The sequence below is a fragment of the Thermogemmatispora onikobensis genome, from assembly GCF_001748285.1.
GTDB lineage: Bacteria > Chloroflexota > Ktedonobacteria > Ktedonobacterales > Ktedonobacteraceae > Thermogemmatispora > Thermogemmatispora onikobensis.
This window is the reverse complement of record NZ_BDGT01000033.1, coordinates 23,058-43,029: the sequence shown is the minus strand read 5'-3', so window position 1 is coordinate 43,029 and position 19,972 is coordinate 23,058. Positions and strand designations below refer to the sequence as shown.

The 19,972-nt window shown below is 61.7% G+C and carries 14 protein-coding genes; 5 read left to right on the top strand and 9 right to left on the bottom strand.

Going from position 1 to position 19,972, the window contains the following annotated elements:
* Positions 1 to 466: 466 nt before the first annotated feature.
* A complete protein-coding gene (gene ruvB, locus BGC09_RS14785; protein WP_084658934.1) occupies positions 467 to 1,588 on the top strand; it encodes a Holliday junction branch migration DNA helicase RuvB in 1,122 nt (373 codons plus the stop codon).
* A 53-nt stretch (positions 1,589 to 1,641) separates the two neighbouring features.
* Here the strand turns inward: ruvB and recF are convergent, their stop codons facing one another.
* From recF to BGC09_RS14765, 4 genes are all read right to left on the bottom strand, one after another.
* Positions 1,642 to 2,823 (bottom strand): DNA replication/repair protein RecF, encoded by a 1,182-nt coding sequence (gene recF, locus BGC09_RS14780; protein ID WP_069804756.1) that lies wholly within the window; start codon positions 2,821 to 2,823, stop codon positions 1,642 to 1,644.
* 345 nt (positions 2,824 to 3,168) lie between these two features.
* Entirely contained in the window at positions 3,169 to 4,317 is a 1,149-nt protein-coding gene (gene dnaN / locus BGC09_RS14775) for a DNA polymerase III subunit beta (protein WP_069804755.1), read from the bottom strand.
* Positions 4,318 to 4,588: 271 nt separating this feature from the next.
* Positions 4,589 to 5,719: a CaiB/BaiF CoA transferase family protein gene (locus BGC09_RS14770; RefSeq protein WP_069804754.1), complete on the bottom strand. Its 1,131-nt coding sequence runs from the start codon at positions 5,717 to 5,719 to the stop codon at positions 4,589 to 4,591.
* A gap of 252 nt (positions 5,720 to 5,971) precedes the next feature.
* Positions 5,972 to 7,219, bottom strand: coding sequence for a MerR family transcriptional regulator (locus BGC09_RS14765; protein WP_069804753.1), 1,248 nt, complete (start codon positions 7,217 to 7,219; stop codon positions 5,972 to 5,974).
* Positions 7,220 to 8,144: 925 nt separating this feature from the next.
* On the opposite strand from BGC09_RS14765, the gene rplU reads away from it, so the two are divergent.
* Together rplU and rpmA are read left to right on the top strand one after the other, a co-directional pair.
* On the top strand, positions 8,145 to 8,669 hold the full coding sequence (gene rplU / locus BGC09_RS14760; RefSeq protein WP_069804752.1) for a 50S ribosomal protein L21: 525 nt from the start codon (positions 8,145 to 8,147) through the stop codon (positions 8,667 to 8,669).
* A 31-nt stretch (positions 8,670 to 8,700) separates the two neighbouring features.
* Positions 8,701 to 9,021: a 50S ribosomal protein L27 gene (gene rpmA, locus BGC09_RS14755; protein ID WP_052890943.1), complete on the top strand. Its 321-nt coding sequence runs from the start codon at positions 8,701 to 8,703 to the stop codon at positions 9,019 to 9,021.
* A 315-nt stretch (positions 9,022 to 9,336) separates the two neighbouring features.
* On the opposite strand, the gene BGC09_RS14750 is transcribed toward rpmA, so the two are convergent.
* Complete coding sequence (locus BGC09_RS14750) at positions 9,337 to 10,818, bottom strand: hypothetical protein (protein WP_069804751.1); 1,482 nt, start codon at positions 10,816 to 10,818, stop codon at positions 9,337 to 9,339.
* Positions 10,819 to 11,543: 725 nt separating this feature from the next.
* Between BGC09_RS14750 and purH the strand changes: the two genes are divergently transcribed.
* Entirely contained in the window at positions 11,544 to 13,115 is a 1,572-nt protein-coding gene (purH, locus tag BGC09_RS14745; protein ID WP_069804750.1) for a bifunctional phosphoribosylaminoimidazolecarboxamide formyltransferase/IMP cyclohydrolase, read from the top strand.
* A gap of 153 nt (positions 13,116 to 13,268) precedes the next feature.
* Here purH and BGC09_RS14740 read toward each other — a convergent pair whose 3' ends face one another.
* The 4 genes from BGC09_RS14740 to BGC09_RS14725 all read right to left on the bottom strand — a co-directional run bounded on the left by BGC09_RS14740 (position 13,269) and on the right by BGC09_RS14725 (position 17,100).
* Positions 13,269 to 13,646 carry a hypothetical protein gene (locus BGC09_RS14740; RefSeq protein WP_052890941.1) on the bottom strand — a complete coding sequence of 126 codons (378 nt, stop codon included), beginning with the start codon at positions 13,644 to 13,646 and terminating at the stop codon, positions 13,269 to 13,271.
* 264 nt (positions 13,647 to 13,910) lie between these two features.
* Positions 13,911 to 14,855 (bottom strand): pseudouridine-5'-phosphate glycosidase, encoded by a 945-nt coding sequence (locus BGC09_RS14735; RefSeq protein ID WP_069804749.1) that lies wholly within the window; start codon positions 14,853 to 14,855, stop codon positions 13,911 to 13,913.
* Positions 14,856 to 14,934: 79 nt separating this feature from the next.
* Positions 14,935 to 16,155: a M20 family metallopeptidase gene (locus BGC09_RS14730; RefSeq protein WP_069804748.1), complete on the bottom strand. Its 1,221-nt coding sequence runs from the start codon at positions 16,153 to 16,155 to the stop codon at positions 14,935 to 14,937.
* A gap of 261 nt (positions 16,156 to 16,416) precedes the next feature.
* Positions 16,417 to 17,100, bottom strand: coding sequence for a sigma-70 RNA polymerase sigma factor region 4 domain-containing protein (locus tag BGC09_RS14725; protein WP_069804747.1), 684 nt, complete (start codon positions 17,098 to 17,100; stop codon positions 16,417 to 16,419).
* Positions 17,101 to 17,677: 577 nt separating this feature from the next.
* Between BGC09_RS14725 and BGC09_RS23130 the strand changes: the two genes are divergently transcribed.
* Positions 17,678 to 19,915 (top strand): MerR family transcriptional regulator, encoded by a 2,238-nt coding sequence (locus BGC09_RS23130; protein WP_069804746.1) that lies wholly within the window; start codon positions 17,678 to 17,680, stop codon positions 19,913 to 19,915.
* The last annotated feature ends 57 nt before the right edge of the window (positions 19,916 to 19,972 follow it).

The window sequence follows — 19,972 nt, the reverse complement described above, 5'->3', positions numbered from 1 at the left end:
CCTTATCCTCTCGCTGGGTAGTTCGTGGATCGATTGTAGGAGAGCAACGTACCAGTGTCAAGGTGCCTCTCTGGAATGGTACTTTTGCATGACCAGATGCTCAGCGCTTCTTTGCTCCCTGCCCTTCTCTCTGCCCTGCTGACCTGCTGAGCTCGCGCAGCAAAACGCTGGTCCGCCGCGGTCAACCCAATGGAGGCCAGCCTGTCTGGCGTCTGGCGCTTTCTCCCCCCGGGCTTCCGCTGCTATAATGTAGGGAAAGAAATAGAGGGGTAGGGATCATACTGAATGTTCCTTCTCCGAAGAGAGAGGAAAGGTAGGGCGACCCTGGTTTGGGTGGGCGAGAAGAGGCTCCCCAACTGAGAGCGGAGGAAGGTGCGCAAGCCCCCACCTCCTGGATGGCAGCCGATGGAGCAGCCCCCGACGCTGGCCCAATCAGATACAGGAGAAAGAGCACGAGGAGAGAACTATGAGCGACCGGCTCGTCTCGCCGCGCGTGAGCCAGGAAGAGGAGATTATCGAGAGCAGTCTGCGCCCCCGCCGCTTGTCCGAGTATATTGGGCAAGAGCGCATTAAGGAGAATCTCGCTATTTTGCTGGAGGCGGCCCGGCGCAGGAATGAACCTGTGGATCATGTTCTGTTGTATGGGCCGCCTGGCCTGGGCAAGACCACGCTCTGTAATATTATTGCCGCCGAGATGGGGGTCAATCTGAAAACGACCTCCGGCCCGGCCATCGAGCACGCCGGCGATCTCGCCTCCATCTTGACCTCGCTGCAAGAGGGCGAGGTGCTCTTTATTGATGAGATCCATCGGCTCGCGCGTGCCGTGGAGGAGCGCCTCTATTCGGCGATGGAGGACTTCGCCATCGATGTGGTGATTGGCAAGGGGCCGGGGGCTCGCTCGCTGCGGATCTCTTTGCCGCCTTTCACCGTGGTCGGGGCCACAACGCGCGTTGGCGCTCTTTCGGCTCCCTTACGCGACCGCTTCGGAGCCATCTATCGCCTGGAATATTATGGTGTTGAAGCCCTCAAGCAGATTCTGCGCCGCTCGGCGCGCATCTTGCGCGTCCCTGCTGAGGAGGAGGGCATTGAAGAAATCGCGACCCGGGCCCGAGGCACGCCGCGCATTGTCAATCGTCTGCTGCGGCGCGTGCGCGATTATGCTCAGGTCAAGGCTGACGGCGTGATTACGCGCGAGATCGCCCGTGCTGCCCTCGATGCTCTGGAAATCGATCACATTGGCCTGGACCAGACCGACCGTCATCTCTTGCTGACCATTATCCATAAGTTCGATGGGGGGCCGGTCGGCCTTGAGACGCTGGCGGCCAGCACGAGCGAGGACCCGGAGACGATCGAAGATGTCTACGAGCCATACCTGCTCCAGCTCGGCTTTATTGCCCGCACCCCGCGTGGGCGAGTCGCCACGCGCCTGGCCTATGAGCACCTCGGCATCAATCCTCCTGCTCCTGGCCTGGCCGGGCGTTCCTCCGCCGCTCAAAGTCCAGCCGCTGGCGCTGGTCCCGAGCTGTGGACCGCCGGCGAGGCTCGCGAGCGCTCGACGGCCTCTTCTGATGGCGAGGCGGCGCACTGAGGAGAGGGCGCGCACAGCAAGCCGCCCGCCCCTGTCCAAGTCAAGCGGCTCCCTCACCAGGGGTGCAGCTGGCCGTTGACCACCTGGAACTTAGAGGCCCGCTCCAGCACCTCTGGAGGAAAATGAGCAGCGTCAGTCGTGGTCAGCAGCACCTGCTCATGATCGAGGATGGCCTGCAGGAGCTGCTCCCGTCGCCGCTGATCCAGCTCGCTGAAGACATCGTCCAGCAACAGCACCGGCTCGTCTCCCGTTGCGGCCCGCATATAGGCCAGCTCGGCGAACTTTGTCGCCAGGGCCACCGTGCGTTGCTGCCCGCGCGAGCCGTAGGTGATCACGCTCATCCCATTGACCAAGAACTCCAGATCGTCTCGGTGCGGCCCCAGCAAGCAGACTCCCTGGTGGATCTCCTTTTGCCGCACAGCGTGGAGCTGTCTCAGATAATGCTCCTGAGCCTCAGTGAGCGAGCGCTGCGGCTGAGGCTGGAAGGAAGGGCGATAGACAATCTGCAGCTGCTCGCGTCCTCCACTCAGTTGCTCCTGAAACGGCGCCGCCAGCTCGTTGAGAGCCGAGAGCATGCGCTCGCGCTCGAACATGATCATCGTAGCCAGCAGCGTCAGTCGCTCATCGAGGTAGTCCAGCAGGCGAGGGTCTTCGTGGTAGTCGCGGATGCGCTTCAGCAGAGCGGCGCGCTGCATAGTGACCTTCCGATACTGCTGCAGCGCCTGGCAATAGCGAGGGCGCACCTGGCATAGACTGCGATCGATAAAACGTCGACGCTCGTCGGGCGAGCCATCGACCAGATGGAGATCGGCGGGGGCGAAGAGCACATTGGTCATGCTGCCGATAAGATCAAGCGCCCGGCGGGGCACCTCGTTGATCTTGATGCGCTTGCGCTGCGTACCGCCGGGCCAGTGGGGGGGGCGAACCGCCTGCTCGCCACTGCCCAACAGCGGAGGCGTCGGATCGAAGATGACGATTTCCACATGCAACTCGCCATCGCGTCGCCGGACGCGCGCATCGAGGCGGGCCAGATGGTCGGGCGCATACCAGTTGACCACCTCGCGATCTGCCGTGGCGTGAAACGAAGTGCTCGTCGCGATCATCGAGACGGCTTCCAGCAGGTTTGTCTTGCCCTGAGCGTTGTCCCCGCAGAAGAGAAAAAGGCCCGGCCCCAGAGGCAGATCAAGCTGTCTATAGTTGCGAAAGTCGGTCAGCGCGAGATGTACGAGGTGCATCGAGGCTCCATCTACCTACCTGTCTCCAATAAAAGCAGCCGCTGCCCCACCATACGCCGGACAGACAGGCAATGCTGGCCTGCCTGGTAATGAGCCGCCTGCCTCACCATACGAGCAGCGACGGGAACGAGAGGCCACGCTAAAAAAGCCTCCCTCCGCTGCTGGCAGTCGACCAACGAGGGAGGTCCAGCCTCTAACTAAGAGAGCGAGCATAGTCGAGGCGCTGGCGTAGCAGCGGCCCAGGTCCGGCCTCTGCAGGGCGAGAGCTGGCGGGCGGGCCCGGCGGGTGCCCTTGGCCGATCCCTCCTGGACAGGACAAAAGGGCAGGGCGAGCAGGCCCGCCAATCAGGCGCGATTCGTATGCATGGGCATAATGACATACGTATAGTCGGTGGCATCCACCGGGCGCAACACGCCGGGACGCATAGGTGAAGTCACCTCCAGAGCCACCTCTGGTGCATCCAGGACATTGAGCACATCGACCAGATAATCCACATTGAAAATGATCTGAATCTCCTCGCCGTCGACGGCGGCGGTCAGTGTACTGGTCGTATCGCCCAAATCCTCAGCGGTCGCCTCAATTGTCACTGTGCCGGTCTCCGAGCCATTGGCGCCCTGTGGCGAGATCTTCAAGCGCGTGATGTTCGAGCTATTGCGCGCGAAGAGAGCGGCGGCCTTCACACGCTCGGTCAGCGCCTTTGTCTCCAATACCGCGCGCGTCTTATACTCCGCCGGAATGATGGCGCGGTAGTTCGGGAAGGTGCCGTCGAGCAGGCGAGAGACGAGATCGATCTGCTCCGTATGGAAGAGCACCTGACGATGGTTGGGGGTGACGATCATCTCAACGGGGCCCTCGTTGGGCAGGATGCGCGCCAGCTCAGTCAGGGTACGTGCCGGGATCAAGATATCCTCGCGTGGCTCAGTGGCTCCCGGCAGCGGAGCCGTCCGCGTGGCCAGGCGGAAGGCATCGGCGGCCACAAAGGTCACCTGCTCGTTGCGGACCTGCACCAGCACGCCTGTGAAAACCGGGCGCGACTCGTCCTTTGCCGCGGCAAAGGCCACCTGGCTGATCATCTCCTTGAGCAGGGGCGCCTCCAACAAGATCGGCGGCTCGCCTCCCTCGGCGGTCGGAATCAGCGGGAACTCGGAGGGGTCCATGCCCTTGACATTCGTATTGATGCCCAGACCCAGACACTGCAGATTGACCACATGGGTGTCGGCCTGGGCCGCGACCTGGACCGCCCCCTGGGGAAGGCTATTGACCAGCTCTGTGAAGAGGCGGGCCGGGACTGTCGTTGTTCCCTCCTCCTCGATCTGGGCCTCAACCCAGCAATTGATACCGATCTCCAAATTGGTCGCTGCCAACTTCAGCCGCCCCTGCTCCGCGCTCAGCAGCACATTGGCCAGGATCGGCAGGGTGCTGCGACTTGAGACGGCGTGGCTTACTACCGAGAGACCACGGCTCAAATCCTGCTGCTTACAAGTGAATTTCACGTTCTTCCTCCAGATACACCATTATGTCCTCGATTAGTATATCCTATGGGGTCGAGGGGCACAACAGTCAGACCCATTTGTCGCTACGCTGACGACCCGGCGCGTTCCGCTCGCAGACGGGCCTGGCTCGCGTGGCTGGTCGCCCTTGTGAGGGGCCAGCGGAGCGAATCCTGCCCTTTCCCTCCTGGCTGGTGGGGACCTGACCTTCCATTGCAATGGGTTCTTTTGATCATTCTCCGGGGCAAGCGAGGGAACGGATAGGCGGACTGGGTCAGACCTTATCATTATCCTCGCCGAGCAAGGGAGGTGCCTTATAGAGTCGGGCCGGGGTCTCAGACAGGCGCAGTGGAGAGCCAACCAGCTTGATGGGGCCCGCCGTTGGGTGCTCGCACTCCCAGACGAAGCCGCGGGCCTCGATATGCGGATCGCGGAAGACCTCGCTTACCTTATTGATTGCTCCGCAGGGGATGCCGGCCTCGCGCAGCTCTTGCAGCCAGCTCTCGCTGTCCTTCGTGAGGAGTACCTCCTGCAAGATTGGGATCAGGGCCTCGCGGTTGCGTACGCGCTGGGGATTGGTCGCGAAGCGCGGATCGTCGGCCAGCTCCTCGTGGCCGAGCAAGCGGCAAAGTGAACGGAAGAGGCGATCGTTCCCGCAGGTGATCACAATATAGCCATCGCGCGTGCGGAACGCCTGATAGGGCACGATATTGGGGTGTCCATTGCCATAGCGCTGGGCCTCCTCGCCCGAGATCAGGTGGTTAGAGGCCACATTGCCCAGGAGCGTAATTGTGGCTTCCAGCAGAGAGATATCGATATACTGGCCGCGGCCTGTGCGATCGCGCACGCGCAGAGCCGTCAGAATAGCGATGCAGGCGAAGGTGCCGGCGGTCAGGTCACCGACAGGTGTACCCACGCGCATCGGCTCCCCATCGACCTCGCCGGTCACCGCCATGATGCCCGACTCGGCCTGGGCGACGAAGTCGTAGCCGGCGCGCTGGGCATAAGGGCCGGTCTGGCCATAGCCGCTGATTGAACAATAGATCAAGCCGGGGTTGATCTCGCGCAAATCCTCATACCCCAGGCCGTAGCGGGCCAGCGTCCCGGGGCGGAAGTTCTCCACCAGAACAGTCGCCTTCTTAATCAGCTCTAAGAGGCGTTGACGATCGTCTTCGCGCGTGAAATCCAGGGTGATGCTCAGCTTGTTGCGGTTGAGTCCCAAATAGTAGGCGCTCTCGCCGGCGATGTAGGGCGGACCGAACTGGCGCGTGTCGTCGCCTTTGCCTGGCTGCTCGACTTTGATCACTGTGGCCCCGAGATCGCCGAGAATCATCGTACAATAGGGGCCGGCCAAAACACGCGAGAGATCGATGACGAGGACATCGGAGAGAGCTGCTTCCTTCATTGTTCTTCCCTTTCGCTTCAAGCCTGTCTAAGCTGTCCCGTTGCCTGTTGCCTGCTCCCTGTATAGCTTGCTGGCAAGATAAGAAAGAGGGCGCTGATACCGCAGGCCCAGGCTCCAGCCTGACTGGCTGGTTAGCTGGCTGGCTGGCTGCTATCCGCCGGGGAGAGCGCGAGCGAGAGCAGAGCGCCCGGCCCGGCCCATTGCCATAGAGACAGTTAAGCGGAAGGAGCAGGGACCTGTCAAGTCATGGTGCTAGGGGGTGGGACGCGTCGGTGAAAAGGACGGGAGGGCGCCGCCCGGGGAGCTGTCGGCATCAGGGTTGGCATTGCTCTGCGACTCGTGTGAGCGCGCCGGGCCACTGGCCAGGTAATCGTGTAGGACCTGACGCAGCTCGTGAACGACCTGCTGGATGGGGCCGCTCAGGTAGAGGCCGCCAGGTACGTGGTGGGCCAGCTCGCTATGGTAGAGAAAAGCCTGCCCGCCGAAAACCAGCAGTGGGCGCGGCTCAGGCTGTTCCTGTAGGCGGCGTGCCAGGTCGATCAGGGTCGCCACATAGGCCGGCATCGTGACCGAGATGCAGAGCATGACCGGCTGCATCTCGCGCACCACTTCCAGCAAGCTACCGATCTCGATGCTCTGGCCGAGGTAAATCGTGCGCATCCCGGCGCGGCGCAGGAGCAAAGCGAGCATCAGCGCGGCCAGCTCGTGCGGCTCGCCTGGCGCGCAGCCGCAGATGATCAGCGGCCCATAATTCTCGTTCACCGAAATATAGAGCAGGTTGGTGAGGAAGCCGCGGACGAAATTGCTGGCGAAGTGCTCGATGGCCACACTGAGGCGGCCTGTCTCCCAGAGGTGACCGACCTGCCAAAGCACTGGGGTCACCACCTCGGCACAGACCTGTTCGACCGGGTAGACGGCCAGCAGCGAGGCCAGGAGGCGCTGGGCACGGATGTCATCCAGGCACTTAAAGGCATCGATCAGCTCCTCCTGTACTCTGCGAATGTTGTACAAGGCAGGAGAGGCGTTTGCTGGCAGCGTGCTGCTGGTGGCAGGCGGGTTGGCGTTGCTCGGGGGCTGTGGCTCCGCTATCGTTTGGGGGCTGCTGCCTCCTTCAGGGCGGACTGATGTTGCCCCAAAGGGGAGGGCAATATGGAAGGCTGGGCGGCGCTCAGCTGGCCACTCAGCGGCCATCTGCTGGAGCTGGCGCGCCTTCTGATATTCCTCCTCCAGATGACGCCAGAGGGCCACCGCCTGGCTGATAGCCATGCCGCTGTCAACGCGCTCTTTGAGCCAGCGAATGAGGGCGATATCGCGCTCGGAATAGAGACGATAGGCGTTAGTGGCTCGCTCTGGTGAGAGGATGGCGTAGCGACTCTCCCAGGCTCGCAGCGTAGGCGCCGGTATACCGGTCTGCTGAACGACGGCTTTCGTATTGAAGAGGGGGCTGTCCGAATAGCGCTCCAGCTCGGGCCGCTCGATATGCCCGCTTTTTCTTTCCATCACTGCAACGCGCTCCGATCTGGCCTGGCAAGCGGCTTGACCGGGCGGTCGACACCGCTGACTACCACAACTATAGCATATCATAGCACGGGCCGGCCACGTGTTGGCTGCGCTGGCGCTGGTTACCATATAGCCTATAGGGTCCATCTGTGATAGCGGCCTGTTCCCTCCCCCGGCTCGCTGGCTAGCCAGGGTGAGCGGACCCATGCTTGACAAAGCGCTTGTGGGCTTGCTATCATGACGAAGCATCTAACGTATCGCTCTCGGGTGTCGCGGTCCAGCCCTGCAGGTGCAGCGCTGGCTGCGCACTGCAAACAAGCATCCGCTCCCGCCCGGGCCTGGGCGGCAAGACTGCCCGCGGCGGCAGGGTGTGTCAGTCAGGTCCAGTCAAGCCAGGGTTTGCCTCGCGCCAGGTAGTCTCATCCCAGATGGTGGCTGAGATCAGTCTCGTGGCCTGGCCCAGGCAGTCAGGTAGGCAGGCAGGGCCAGAGACGCGCCCTCTCCAGGCTCGAACAGAAATCGTATCCTGATTATCGCTGGCCGTGTGCGCTCTCTTCTGGTGAGCAGATGGACAGGCAGAACAGGCCGAATCGAGCGAGGTTGCTCCTTCCCGAGTGAAGGTCTGCCGCTCTTTCTCTCTGGTGCAGCTGCTGCCACTTTCTCTGCCTGGTTCTGTCCTGCGCTCGACCGAGGGGAACAACTGAGCACTCTTATGCGCACGGCCCGGGAACTGTGCCGAAGGTCTCCACCCACGCCTTCGACGTATCCCGCCCGCACCGCATACCTGTTGTGTGTATGCCGTGACTCATCCTGGCTGTTGGCTCAAGGCAGGCAGCAAGGCCGAGTGGCGATTGAAGTCTGGAGAAAGTGATTGCCGCACAGCGTTGATGAGCGGAGGTAGAGGTAAAGGAGCCGAACAGAAGCAATGTTCGCAGTTATTAAAAGTGGTGGGAGACAATTCAAAGTTGAGGTAGGCGAGACCCTGGAGGTCAATCGCCTCCCCGTGCAGGAGGGCACCCAGATCCGCGTTGGCGATGTCCTGCTGCTCTCGGACGCTGATCGCACCTTGATCGGGCGTCCGCTGGTGGAGAACGCCACCGTGTTGGCTACCGTCAAGCAGCATGCACGGGGTCATAAAGTCGTTGTCTTCAAGTATAAGTCGAAGAAGCGCTATCGCCGTCGCCGGGGTCATCGCCAGGAGATTAGCATCCTGACCATCGATGACATCCTGCTCGACGGGGTGAGCCTCGTGACTGGCCAGGCCCCCGCTGCGGCTGAGCAGGGCACACCGGTGTCGGGGGCGGCTCTGCAGCCCGCGGCTGCAGAGCCAGGAGCTGCCGCCGAGACTGCTGCCAGCGCCGCCGAAGCAGAGGGGCAGGCCCGGACTCGTCGCCGTCGCCGCGTACGGTCCCAGGAGGGTGAAGCTTCTCAAGCCTCAAGCGAAGAGTAGAGTAGAGTAGAGATCGTGAGGTTTACCAGCTATGGCGCATAAAAAAGGTGTTGGTAGCTCGCGCAATGGTCGCGATAGCAAGGCGAAGCGCCTGGGCGTGAAGCGCTACGATGGCCAGCTTGTGACCGCCGGGACCATTATCGTACGGCAGCGCGGTACGAAGATCAAGCCCGGCGACAATGTGGGGGTTGGGCGCGATTACACGCTCTTTGCGCTCATCGACGGATATGTGAAGTTTGGCCATGCCTCGCGCACGCAGCGCAAGGTGAGTGTCTACCCGACGTTTCCCGGGCGCCCTTCTGTTGAGGAGTTGGTAGCTCAGGCCCAGGCTCAGCTTGAGGCGGGAAGCTAGCCGGCTTCCCTCCTCAACCTGATCTGTCTGGCAGCAGCAGGACGTAAGATAGCCTAGAATAGCGTGCGTGCTGCTGCCGGGGTGCAGGACAGCCTACCCGGCAGCAGCGGAGAGAGCAAGCAGGTTGGGCCCATCTCCTTCCTGCCTGCTCTCTCTTTTTTGGGGTCAGGCTATGGGTCGCTGGCGTCCATGTAGTGTTATTGGCCAGAGACAATGCTCACCGGCCTACTGGCGCTCACGTTCCTCCCTGCTGGCTGACCTCGCTTCGGTTCAGGAGCGCAAGCCGCACCGGGTCGAGGTCCCGCCTCTCCTCGCTCACTGGCGCTGACTGGCCGGGCAGGTGACCACAATCTGGTGGGTACGCCGATCGCTCATCAGGCTACAGGTCTGGCCGTTGAGGGTTGCCGTCCCATTGCAGCCTACCACCAGCGTGCCATTGACGTTGCAGTCGAGTGGGGTGTTAATGACCTCGCCGTTGATCGTGGCCGCGATAGCGACGCCCTGCGGCGTGCGCTGAACCTGCACCGGATCGGGGACATGCAGCAGTCTGGTGCAATTGAGGCCATCGGCTTCAAACGTTGTAATGAAGCGCTGGGCCAGGAAAGTAAAGAGCGAGTTAGCCACCGCTGGATCGGGGGAGGGGCGAGTTTTCGTGAGCGAGGCGTCGACGAGCAAGCGCAGCGGGGCGATCGCCAGCAGATTGGCGCAGTAGAGAGTAGTGCTGGCGTAGACCTGATCGCGCACCTGGGGCTGGTCGACACCAGCGCGGTAGGCGTTGAGCTTCGCCAGGTTGGGATGGCCATCAACGGTCGCCATCGGGTCGCCATTAGGAACCAGGGCGACCGGCGCCCGCTGCCAGACGGCGGCCTGCAGCTCGTTGAGCGGCAGAGCTGTTGTCATCTGGCCTGGATCGGCCAGATCGGGGGCCATCCAGGGGGTGCAGCCCAGAGCACCGTCCAGCCCGAGCGCCAGCAGACGGTTATCGCTGCCATTCACCTGGGGCTGAGCATGCTGGAGCACGGCAATGGCGTGGCGTGTCATCTGAGCGGTGCGCCCGTCCCTGGTGACCAGATAGGCCGTGGTGACATTATCGCTCTGGTCCTGGTCGACCAGCGAAAAATCGCGCACGCTGGGGCAGGGGAGGCCGTCGCGTGCCCGCCCTAGCGGCGGCGGCTTCAACTTGCCGGCTCGCATGGCCTGATTGGCGGCGGCAAAGAAAGCAGGCGCGTTGCAATAGGCGAACTGGCCGAAGAGCGAGCCGCGGATGCCATTCACGCAGTGGCCTTCGGCTAGACTATTGCCACTGCTGCGCAGCGTCAGATTCTCGCCGTTGAAGCCGAACCAGAGCGCCACCACCCCCCCTGTGGGCAGACGCGGCACCACCGGGGCCAGCGCCGGCCTCTGACCGCGGTCGACCACCAGGGGATTATAAATAGCAAGCCGCCCCGTTGCTGGATCAATGACTGCCGCCTGGACAAAGGCCGCTTGATCGGGATTGGCCTCGTGGCAGGGACCACGGGCCGGGTTGGTTGCCACGAGCTGATAGGGCGTGGCCAGACCCTGCGCCGTGAGCGGATGGGGCGGAACAATCAGCGTACAATCGCTATTGGCGGGCGCGGCAGCCTGTGAGCCGGTGAGTCGCGGGAGCAGATAGAGGGCGCCGCTCGCCAGCGCCAGGACCAGCGGCACCGCAATCCCCACCAACACCAGCGGGGAGAAACGTCGACGCCTTCGTCGGCGTTCGGACTCCAGACCGGTGCGGGCCGGCCTGGAAGCCTCTTTGAGCAGTGACTTCATTGATGTTCAGACCCCCCCTTGAGAGCGCCAGGTCGCTGGCGTGCGAACCAGCACCCTTGTGAATCCTGCTGAAACGCAGTGAAAGGCTCCTGCATCGAATAACGCATCTTGATCAATGCAGTCTGGATGAGATAATACTCTGAGCCTCTGCCGATCCTGAGACTTCAGCCAGAAGCTGGCAGGAAAGTACCATCGGGCGGTTAAGAAAGCAAGCGCTGGCTGAGGGGCGGCGGCAGAGCAGCGAAAGAGAGAGAACCAGGCTCCGGCCTTTGGCCACCAACACAGCGCTAGTCGAGGGGTCTCCCCTTTTTGCTATACTATGCATTGAAATCTCTTCTCCTCCGGCCAGCAAACCAGCCAGGCAAGGGGCTATCCTGTCTGATCCATCTCATCTATCTGCATCAACGGTCACGAGACCTGTCTCAAGGAGTAGAGAGTGTATTTCTGCTGGGGCGCGATAGAGCGACCCCTCGGCCTGTAACCATAAAAGTAAAAGAGGATGGAGAGCAGGCGGAGAGAAGGAGGATCACCTGCCATCTGGCGACAGGCGCCGGTCGGAGCGGAGCGCTGGCCCCGTCGGGAGCGGGTGTCGTGGCGGCCACTCAGCTTGTGAAGCCATGTGAGCGCGGGCGGGGCAGACAGGTACGAAGGCGAGCGCATAGCTCAGTAACCAACGTGGAAAGTGGCTCTACTGGCAGCCAGCCAAGCGAAAGGAACGAACCAGCATGCGAGCAATCATCAGCGTAGCCAATCGCGAACGTCTAGACGAGCTAGGGCGGGCCCTGGCAGAGCGCCAGGTGACCATCTTTGCCACTGGGGGAACCGCGGCGGCCCTCCAAAGCGCTGGCGTAGCGGTGCAACCAGTCAGCGGCCTCATCCAATTTCCAGAGATCCTCGGGGGGCGAGTCAAGACCCTCCACCCCCATATTTATGGTGGCATTCTGGCGCGGCGCTCTGACCCGGCCCACATGCGCGAGCTAGAAGAGCACGGCATTGTTCCCATCGATCTGGTGGCCGTTAATCTCTATCCGTTTATCGAGACCGTCGCCCGTGAAGGCGTGAGCCTGGAAGAAGCCCAGGAGCAAATCGACATTGGGGGTGTCGCCCTCATTCGCGCCGCTGCCAAGAACTTCCAGGATGTCGTTGTCCTGGTGCGTCCCCAGGATTACGAGCTGGTCCTGCAGGAGTGGCAGGAGCGTGGGGAAGTCAGCCAGGAGACCCGGCGCCGGCTGGCCGCCATTGCCTTCCAGTATACAGCCAGTTATGATACGGCCATTGCCGAATATCTACGCAGCCAGGACACCGACTACTTCCCCGAGGAACTGACCCTACCTCTGCAGCGTATTCAGGCCCTACGCTACGGCGAGAATCCCCATCAGCGGGCGGCCTTCTACCGCTGGGGAGGCCTCTCAACCGTCAAAGAGTCTCGACCGGCGGTTGCCACGGCTGAAGTCCTGCATGGCAAGGAGCTTTCTTTCAACAACCTGCTTGACCTGGACGCAGCCCTGGCTGCCGCTGGCAGCTTTGCCGCCCCTACGGTTGCCATCATCAAGCATACCAACCCTTGTGGCCTGGCCTGCGGCGATACCCTGCTCGAAGCCTATCGCAAAGCCCATGCCGGAGACCCGGTCTCGGCCTATGGCGGGATCATCGGCTGCAACCGGCCCGTAGAGGTCGACGTGGCCCAAGAAATTCATCAGCTCTTCTACGAGGCAGTCATCGCCCCCGAATTCACGCCCGAGGCCCTGGCCATCCTGCGCCAGAAAAAAAACATTCGTCTGCTTGCCACGCATGCCCCCATTGATCCCTCGACACTCAACGCCCAGATCTTCAAATCCGGGCGCTTTGACATCCGCAGCGTCAGCGGCGGGGTCCTGCTCCAGACAGCCGACTTCATTGGCGAGCACGAGCTAGAATATCGCGTCGTCACCGAACGCAAACCGACGCTTGAAGAAATGACCGATCTCATGTTCGCCTGGAAAGTCGTGCGCCACGTCAAATCGAATGCCATCGTCCTGGCGCATAAGCTGGCCGTCGTAGGGGTCGGGGCTGGCCAGATGAACCGCGTCACCAGCGTGCAACTGGCCGTCGAGAAAGCCGGCGAGCGTGCCCGGGGGGCTGTCCTGGCCTCAGACGCCTTCTTCCCCTTTGCCGATGGCGTCGAGGCTGCCGCCAAAGCCGGAGTGACGGCCATCATTCAACCTGGTGGCTCCATTCGCGACGAGGACTCTATCCGCGTTGCCAACCAGCACGCCATCGCCATGATCTTCACCGGCAAGCGACACTTCCGCCATTAGGCGAGCGCTCATCTTCTCAGCCGCTGGCCGCCCTGCTTGCCGCGTTCCCGAGCGCAGATGTCCGGGCAAAACAAGAGCAGCCGCTCCTCGAAATTGGGGAGCGGCTGCCAGGTGTCTGTCGTGTGAATTACGATCTCAACAGAAGCGAGACCCTCAAATAAGCTCATCGCAGAAGAAGTAGACCCACAGGATCGCAACACCGAGTCCACCGATCAGGGTAAAGAAGCCAACGGCGCCCGCCGCCGTATTATTGGGGTCCTTAAAGGGATAGAAAATGATCAGGGCAAGCCAGACCAAAGTCAGGGCAACCGTCAGGCTCAGCTTCGTAATAATCGGCGGGGACGGGTAGAAAATGTGATAAAGTACCAGCACCAGCAGGCCGATAATCGCCGCCAGCAGGAGCAGGTTAATCATCACCCCACCGCCGAAGTCGAAGACCAGTGTCGGCTTTATGAAAAGAAAGCAGCAGATCCAGAGGATCGTCAGAAGAATGCTGCCGATGACTTTGCCCTTTGGTGCAACAGAAATCACGTGACAAAGCTCCTTTCGCGGGTACCCAGGGGGTCCGCGGCGAGGTCAAGTAACCAGGCCCCGACCTGCCAAGCGAACAGCGTCGTCGCCCGGGATCTCAAGGCACGTCTCCTTTCTGGCACGTGCTTTCCAGCTTCCTATTGTAGTCCTTAGCCGGCCAGAAATCAACAGGAAGGAGCCGACCTCTGGCAGGCGACCTGTCATTCTGGTCAATCGCATTCAGTGAGAAGAGGCGGATCGCGGAAAGCCAGGCGCCTGGCAGGCTCAGAGCTGCCCGGTGGAGGAACCATAAGCGCGCGCAATGCGAGCAGCCACGCGAGCATTATTGATCAACAAGGCGCGATTAGCCTCGATGCTGGCGCCTCCCGTAGTCTCGGCGACCTGGCGCAGCAAGAAAGGCGTCAGAGAGGAGCCGTGGATTCCCTTGGCCTCGGCTTCGGACAGCGCCGAGGCGATCGCCGTCTCCACCTGTGCGGCGGGCAAGGCCGCCTCCGCCGGCACTGGCGAGCACACCAGCAACCCGGCCAGACCGCAATCCCAGTGCGTGCGGGCAATAGCGGCCACCTGCGCCTCATCATCTACGCGCTGCTGCAAGCGCAGACCGCTGCGCGGTGTATAGAACGCCGGAAACTCATCCGTTTGCCAACCGAGGACTGGCACCCCCTGAGTCTCCAGATATTCCAACGTCCGGGGCAGGTCCAAAATCGCCTTGGCTCCCGCGCAGACCACCAGGACCGGCGTTCGACTCAGCTCCATCAGATCGGCGGAGATATCTAACGTACTTTCGCCTCCGCGATGCACGCCCCCGATGCCGCCGGTGGCAAAAAAGCGGATACCGGCCAGATGGGCGCAAAGCATCGTCCCTGAGACTGTCGTGGCCCCCAGCCGCTGGCTCGCCAGAGCAAAGGCCAGATCGCGCCGACTCACCTTCAAGACATCCTCAGCCGTGGCCAGCTCCTCCAGGCTCGCTCTTTCCAGACCGACCATAATCCGCCCGTCGCCGATGGCGATGGTGGCCGGCACTGCCCCCTCCGCCCGGATGGCCTCCTCCATTGCCAGAGCCGTCTCCACATTGGTCGGATAAGGTAGCCCATGAGCGATCACCGTGGACTCCAGAGCCACCAGAGGGAGGCCCTCGGCCAAAGCATCGCGTACCGTGGGCGCCAGCGATAAATAGCGATCAGCAGCAGCTGCTGCAGAGAAAGGCATGCTTTCCCTCACCTCAACTAAGCTAGCATAGGCAGGCGCCGCGCCTTCCAGCCCGGCGAGAATAGAGGCAATGGCTCGCTCAAGACCGGGCGGGCGCGTCCTCGCCCTCTGCCGCTGGTGCAGCCTGAAGCGCCAACTGACGGATCACGCCCGCCAGCAAGGCCCCACGCAGCGCCAGCGAAGGGATGCGCAGAAACTCCTCGCGCAAAACATGCATCTTGCCCCCGACTGGCCCGAGGCTATCCAGAGTTGGGAGGCCGGCCTGCATCAAGAGATTGGCGTCTGAGACGCCCCCCTTAGCCTCTGCCACCAGCTCCAGACCGAGCGCCTGGGCCTCCAGACGAGCCACCTCCACCAAAGCCCGAACCTGGGGGGTAGCCTGGTAGGGCACACGGCCCCGGGTGCGCGTCAGGCGGGCCCGGGTACCGGGCACACTGGAGCAGGCAGCGACCTGCTCCAGGGCCTCAGCGGCGGCCTCCAGTCCCTCTTGAGTATAGGCCCGCACCGAAATCCAGCAACGAGCCATCTCGGGCACCACATTCAACAGCTCACTGCTGCCGAGCCTGGTCACATTAAAAGTCACTCCTGGCAGAAGCGCATGCAAGTGATCGATCGCCACAATCTTATGGGCCAGCTCAATGACTGCCGAGCGGCCCCGATGTGGCTCAGCTCCCGAATGGGCGGGCCGGCCACTGATCTCCAGCAGATAGCGATCGGCTCCCTTACGGGCCTCCGTAATAATCTCCGGGGAGCGCGTTGGCTCCAGCACCAGGCCGACATCGGCCTGGCGAGCCAGCTCCCAGAGGAGCGGAGTGCTCGAGGGAGAACCCATCTCCTCATCGCCATTGAGGACCAGGCAGATCTCCGAGAAGTCTGAGAAGTGCGACTCCAGCAGGACGCGCAGGCTATAGAGCGCCATAATGACGCCCGACTTCATATCGATCACGCCGGGGCCGAAAGCCAGCTCACCATCGCGGCGGAAAGGACAGGCTGACGCGGAGCCTGGGGCATAGACAGTATCGACGTGCCCCACCAGCAAGAAGCGCCTGCCACCAACGAGGCGGCCTCCGCTCAGGCGGGCCACCAGGTGGGGGCCATACTGACCGCCGTCGTGAAGAGTCACCGAGCAACCGAGCGTCTCCAACCAGGAGCGGAGGTAGCCTATAATGCGCGTGATCCCCTCGACCTGGCCAGTACCCGAATCGATATTGACCAGCAGGGCCAGCCGCTGCAGCATCTCCTCCTCATAGGGCTGCAGGGCCGAGAGGTAGGCTTGTGAGAATGTGGCTGACGCTGACATAACACCTGTTTCAAGGGAACCAACCAGGGCCAGCACCGGAAAGCGAGCTGGCCGCTGTGAGCGAACATAGCGCGAGAAGCGCCGCGCAGTTGCTCTTATTGTACCGTTCGCAGCGGAGCGGCTGCAAGCCGTGGGTGAGAGGGGGAACGGGCGAAGGAAGAGAAAGGAGAGGAGACCTGAGCGGAGCCGGGTTCAGGCTGACCCGTTTCTGAAGGGAGAGGAGCGAGACCGCAGAGAGAGCCGGAAGCCAGCGCAGTCAGCTCAGGCGGCCTGAGCGCGCAGCTGGCCCTGAACGATTCTGGCGAGGCGCTTATAGGCCAGGCTCAACAGAGAAGCGTGGCGTCCGCGCTCCGCAGGATCGGCGGGCAACTCGCGCTGATACTGCTGCAGATCGATGCCGACCTCCAGAAAGGCGCGTTGGAGGACCGTCGGCTGGGGACCAAAATGCATGCGGTTGGCCAGGTCCATCAGGAGGGCGGTGCGCTGTTTCTCAGGAAAGTTGACAATCTCGCGGGCCAGGAAAGAGAAGAGCCATTCTTCGAAGACGTGATCAAGGACGGCCTCGAACTGGTCAAGGGAGGAGGAGAGTGAGCTGGCGCGCTGAGCGGCGTAATCCTGCTGTATAATATAGATGAGGCAATGATCGCGGCGCCAGAGATCGCGGAAACAATTATAGGCCACGATCAGGCTCAGGTGCTCTAACGAATCGATTGGTGCCACCTCTCCTCGTTCGGCTCGTCGTGCGTAGTTGAGCAGGCGTATCATCGTCTCCTGGACGATGTCAGTGATGATCTCATCGCGCTGTCTAGACCAGGAAGAGAGAGAAGAAGAGTGGACCCAGTGAGCCACTCTGGGGCGCAGGATGCAGTAGAGCTGTTCCCAGGGCATGTCGCTGCCAGGGAGATCGGGAGAGCTGCGGCAGGAAGAACCAGAACGCAAAGTCATAAGCGCTTCCTTTCGCCTCTGACCAACAGAGGTAGGTCTACGCACAAGAATTGCGAAGAGGGCCTCTGGATAAAGCGGGCGAGCCGCAGAAACCCAGAGATGCCCAGCCAGGCCAGTGCCTTCCCCTCTTGATCCCTGCCACACAAGCGAGCGCTCCCTGAACCAGGAGAAGGAGCTAAATATAAAGAAATCTGAGAAAGTCTGAAGATAATCTTAGTATGCATCAGTAGTATACAGCAGGAAACTTCTTTCTGTCAAGAGGAGTCTTCCTGAAAGGTCATAAAAGTTGACATAGAGATAATGTTTCGTTATAATAGGGACATGGGAGCATAGGGCCGGTAGAATGTTTGTCATTGTTACAACGTTTGCAGCACGTATGCCGAGCATTGTAGCAGGTGGAGGGGGTGCTGGGCGGTTGCTCTCGCGCGTATCCCGTTGTCAGTGTGAGCGTTTGTGAGCGGGCGTGTCTACTTTTCTATCAGCCGGCCAATCAACCAGGCAGCTCGCTCGCTAGCTCGCTTGTTGTCGTTGGAGAAGGAAGGACGCTTTGTCTGGTGAATCAGGAGAGGAGGACAGGATGGATGATCGCGTGCTTCAGAGCATTCGCAAGCATCTGCAGCAGCCAGAGACCTGGGAGCGGATTCGCGGCTATCTCCAGCTCGTCAGTGAGAAGTTGACGGTGACGATTGGGGAGGCTGCCCAGCTCTTCGATTTTACGGAGAACCAGCTACGTGACTGGGAGGAGCGTGGCCTGCTGCGCCCTTTGCGCTCGCGCCCGAATACCGGCCAGCGGCGCTATCCGCCCGCTGAGCTAGAGAAGCTGGCGATTATCCGTGATCTGATCAATGCCGGCTACCCGCCTGGGGCCATTCCTCTCGACATTGCCGATCTCTGGCATGCACTGGGCCCGGCCAGCTTCAATGGTGAGGGTCATGGGGTGGCCGGGAGCCATCTGGCCAGCCCTCCGTTGCCGCTTGATCGGCGCGTCGCCCAGGTGGAGAGCGCGGTCTTCTGGCGCTATTTTGCCAGTCAGGCGCTTCATCATGCCCTGCTCTTGCTCTGTGAGGATCTCTCGCGCAGCCATGCGGCGATTCTTTTGCCACGTCAGGCTTCTGACGGTGGCCGGTTCTGGCAGCCGCGCCTGCCCGAGGAGCTGGCACGGCTTGGTGAGTCCCTGATTGGCTGGCTCAGCCTCGGTCGTACCCTTCACCTCTTTCTTGAAGTGGCTCCCGCCTTCGAATACCCCAGCGATTTCCGCATTCAGCCCCTGCTTGCCGAGGGAGAGGCCCGGCCTGCCGATCCAACCTTGCTGATCGTTCCGCGCCAGATGCATGCTCTCAATCTGCAGCGCCCGGTCGTCCAGACCGTGCGCCGTCTGCTCGCTCCTCTCTATGCCTGTGCCGACCAGTGGGCTGTGTATTTCGCTCCCGATCTCCGCAACTGGCTCTATCCTGCGCGCGCCTTTCCCAGGGGCATAGATCCCTCGGATACCGTGCTCAATGGCCTGATGGATCTGATTATTGCCTTGGGGGGGCAGACGCCAGGGGGTGCTGACCGCTGGCATTGTTGTTGTCTGATGATGCCTGAAGATCCAGCGGCCCCGCCGGGGCAGCAGGTCCTGATAGTCATGGCCTGCAGTCGTCATTCGCCGCATCGTGCAGGTCAATCGCGCATCTTCCCTAATGAGAGCTATCTCTATTTCCGTGCCCTGCGCAGTCCCTATCTCCTCTACCGTCCTCGCCTGGCCATTCGCGACAGCGCGGGCCTCTCGCAGTGGCCTGAGCATTTTGGGGGCGGTGGCTCGGCTGTGGCCATTCCCATTGGCTGTCAGTCTGGGCCGGCGCTCGGCGTCCTCTATGTCTTCGCCCTTACCCAGGAAGCTTTTTCCGAAGACGATCTCCGTTTGCTACGCCTCATGGCGCTGATCGTAGAGGACCTGCTCTTGCTCTATCGGGCCAGACTCGATGCCATGCAGGGCCTGGAGCAGCTGGTGAAGGCGCCCGAGGTCGTCAATAGCTCCTTCATCAATTTCCTCTCGGAGAACGAGTTTATCCGTGATCTCGAGGTCTTGCTGGCCCATTTGCAGCAACAAACAGCTCTGGCTGGAGATGGGGCCGTAAGGACCGGGTCGGACATGGGTCAGGAGCGGCAGGAAGAGCACTCGCCTGCTGGCGCCTCTAAGGGAACTCCAACTGTGGCGGACGCTGGACCCGCGGAGCTGCTCTATCTCTTTCCGCTACGCGAGGCGGGCGAACTGGAGACCCTTTCGATTATTGCCCTTGATATTGACAATCAAAGCCAGATAGTCCGTCGCTATGGCGAGCTGGCTCTACGTAATCTGACTCAGGCCATTGGCCAGCGCATTCAGCGTCAGCTCGTCGATTGCCGTCTCTACCATATCTATGGGGGACGCTTCTATCTGCTCCTCAAGAATATTTCGCTAGAACGGGCGCGGCAGATTGCTCAGACGCTGCGCCAGGCCCTGCGGCGCCCTTATCGCGTCGAGCTGCTGCAGCAGTCGGTCTGGCAGTTGGAGCCTCCCGAGACCAGCGTGGAGCTGGCGGATGTGAGCGTCCGCCTCGGGGTGACGCTCTATCTGCGGGCGAAGCTGGTCGAACTGCTGCAGCGCTATGCTACGGCCCCTACCTCGGCCCTGGCTGAGGTGCGCAGTCTGATTGTCGGTGACCTCGATCAGGCGCTCAGCCTGGGGCAGGAGGAAGGCGGCAATTGCGTGATCAGCTGGGACCCCCAGGCCGAGGACCGTGGCCCCCATGTCCGGCGCTTTATCCGACTTGAAACCCCCAGCAACTTGTGAACTGGCCATCCTCCTCTCCCTGACGACGGGCGGGCCAGACTGCCTCATCCAGGCTCG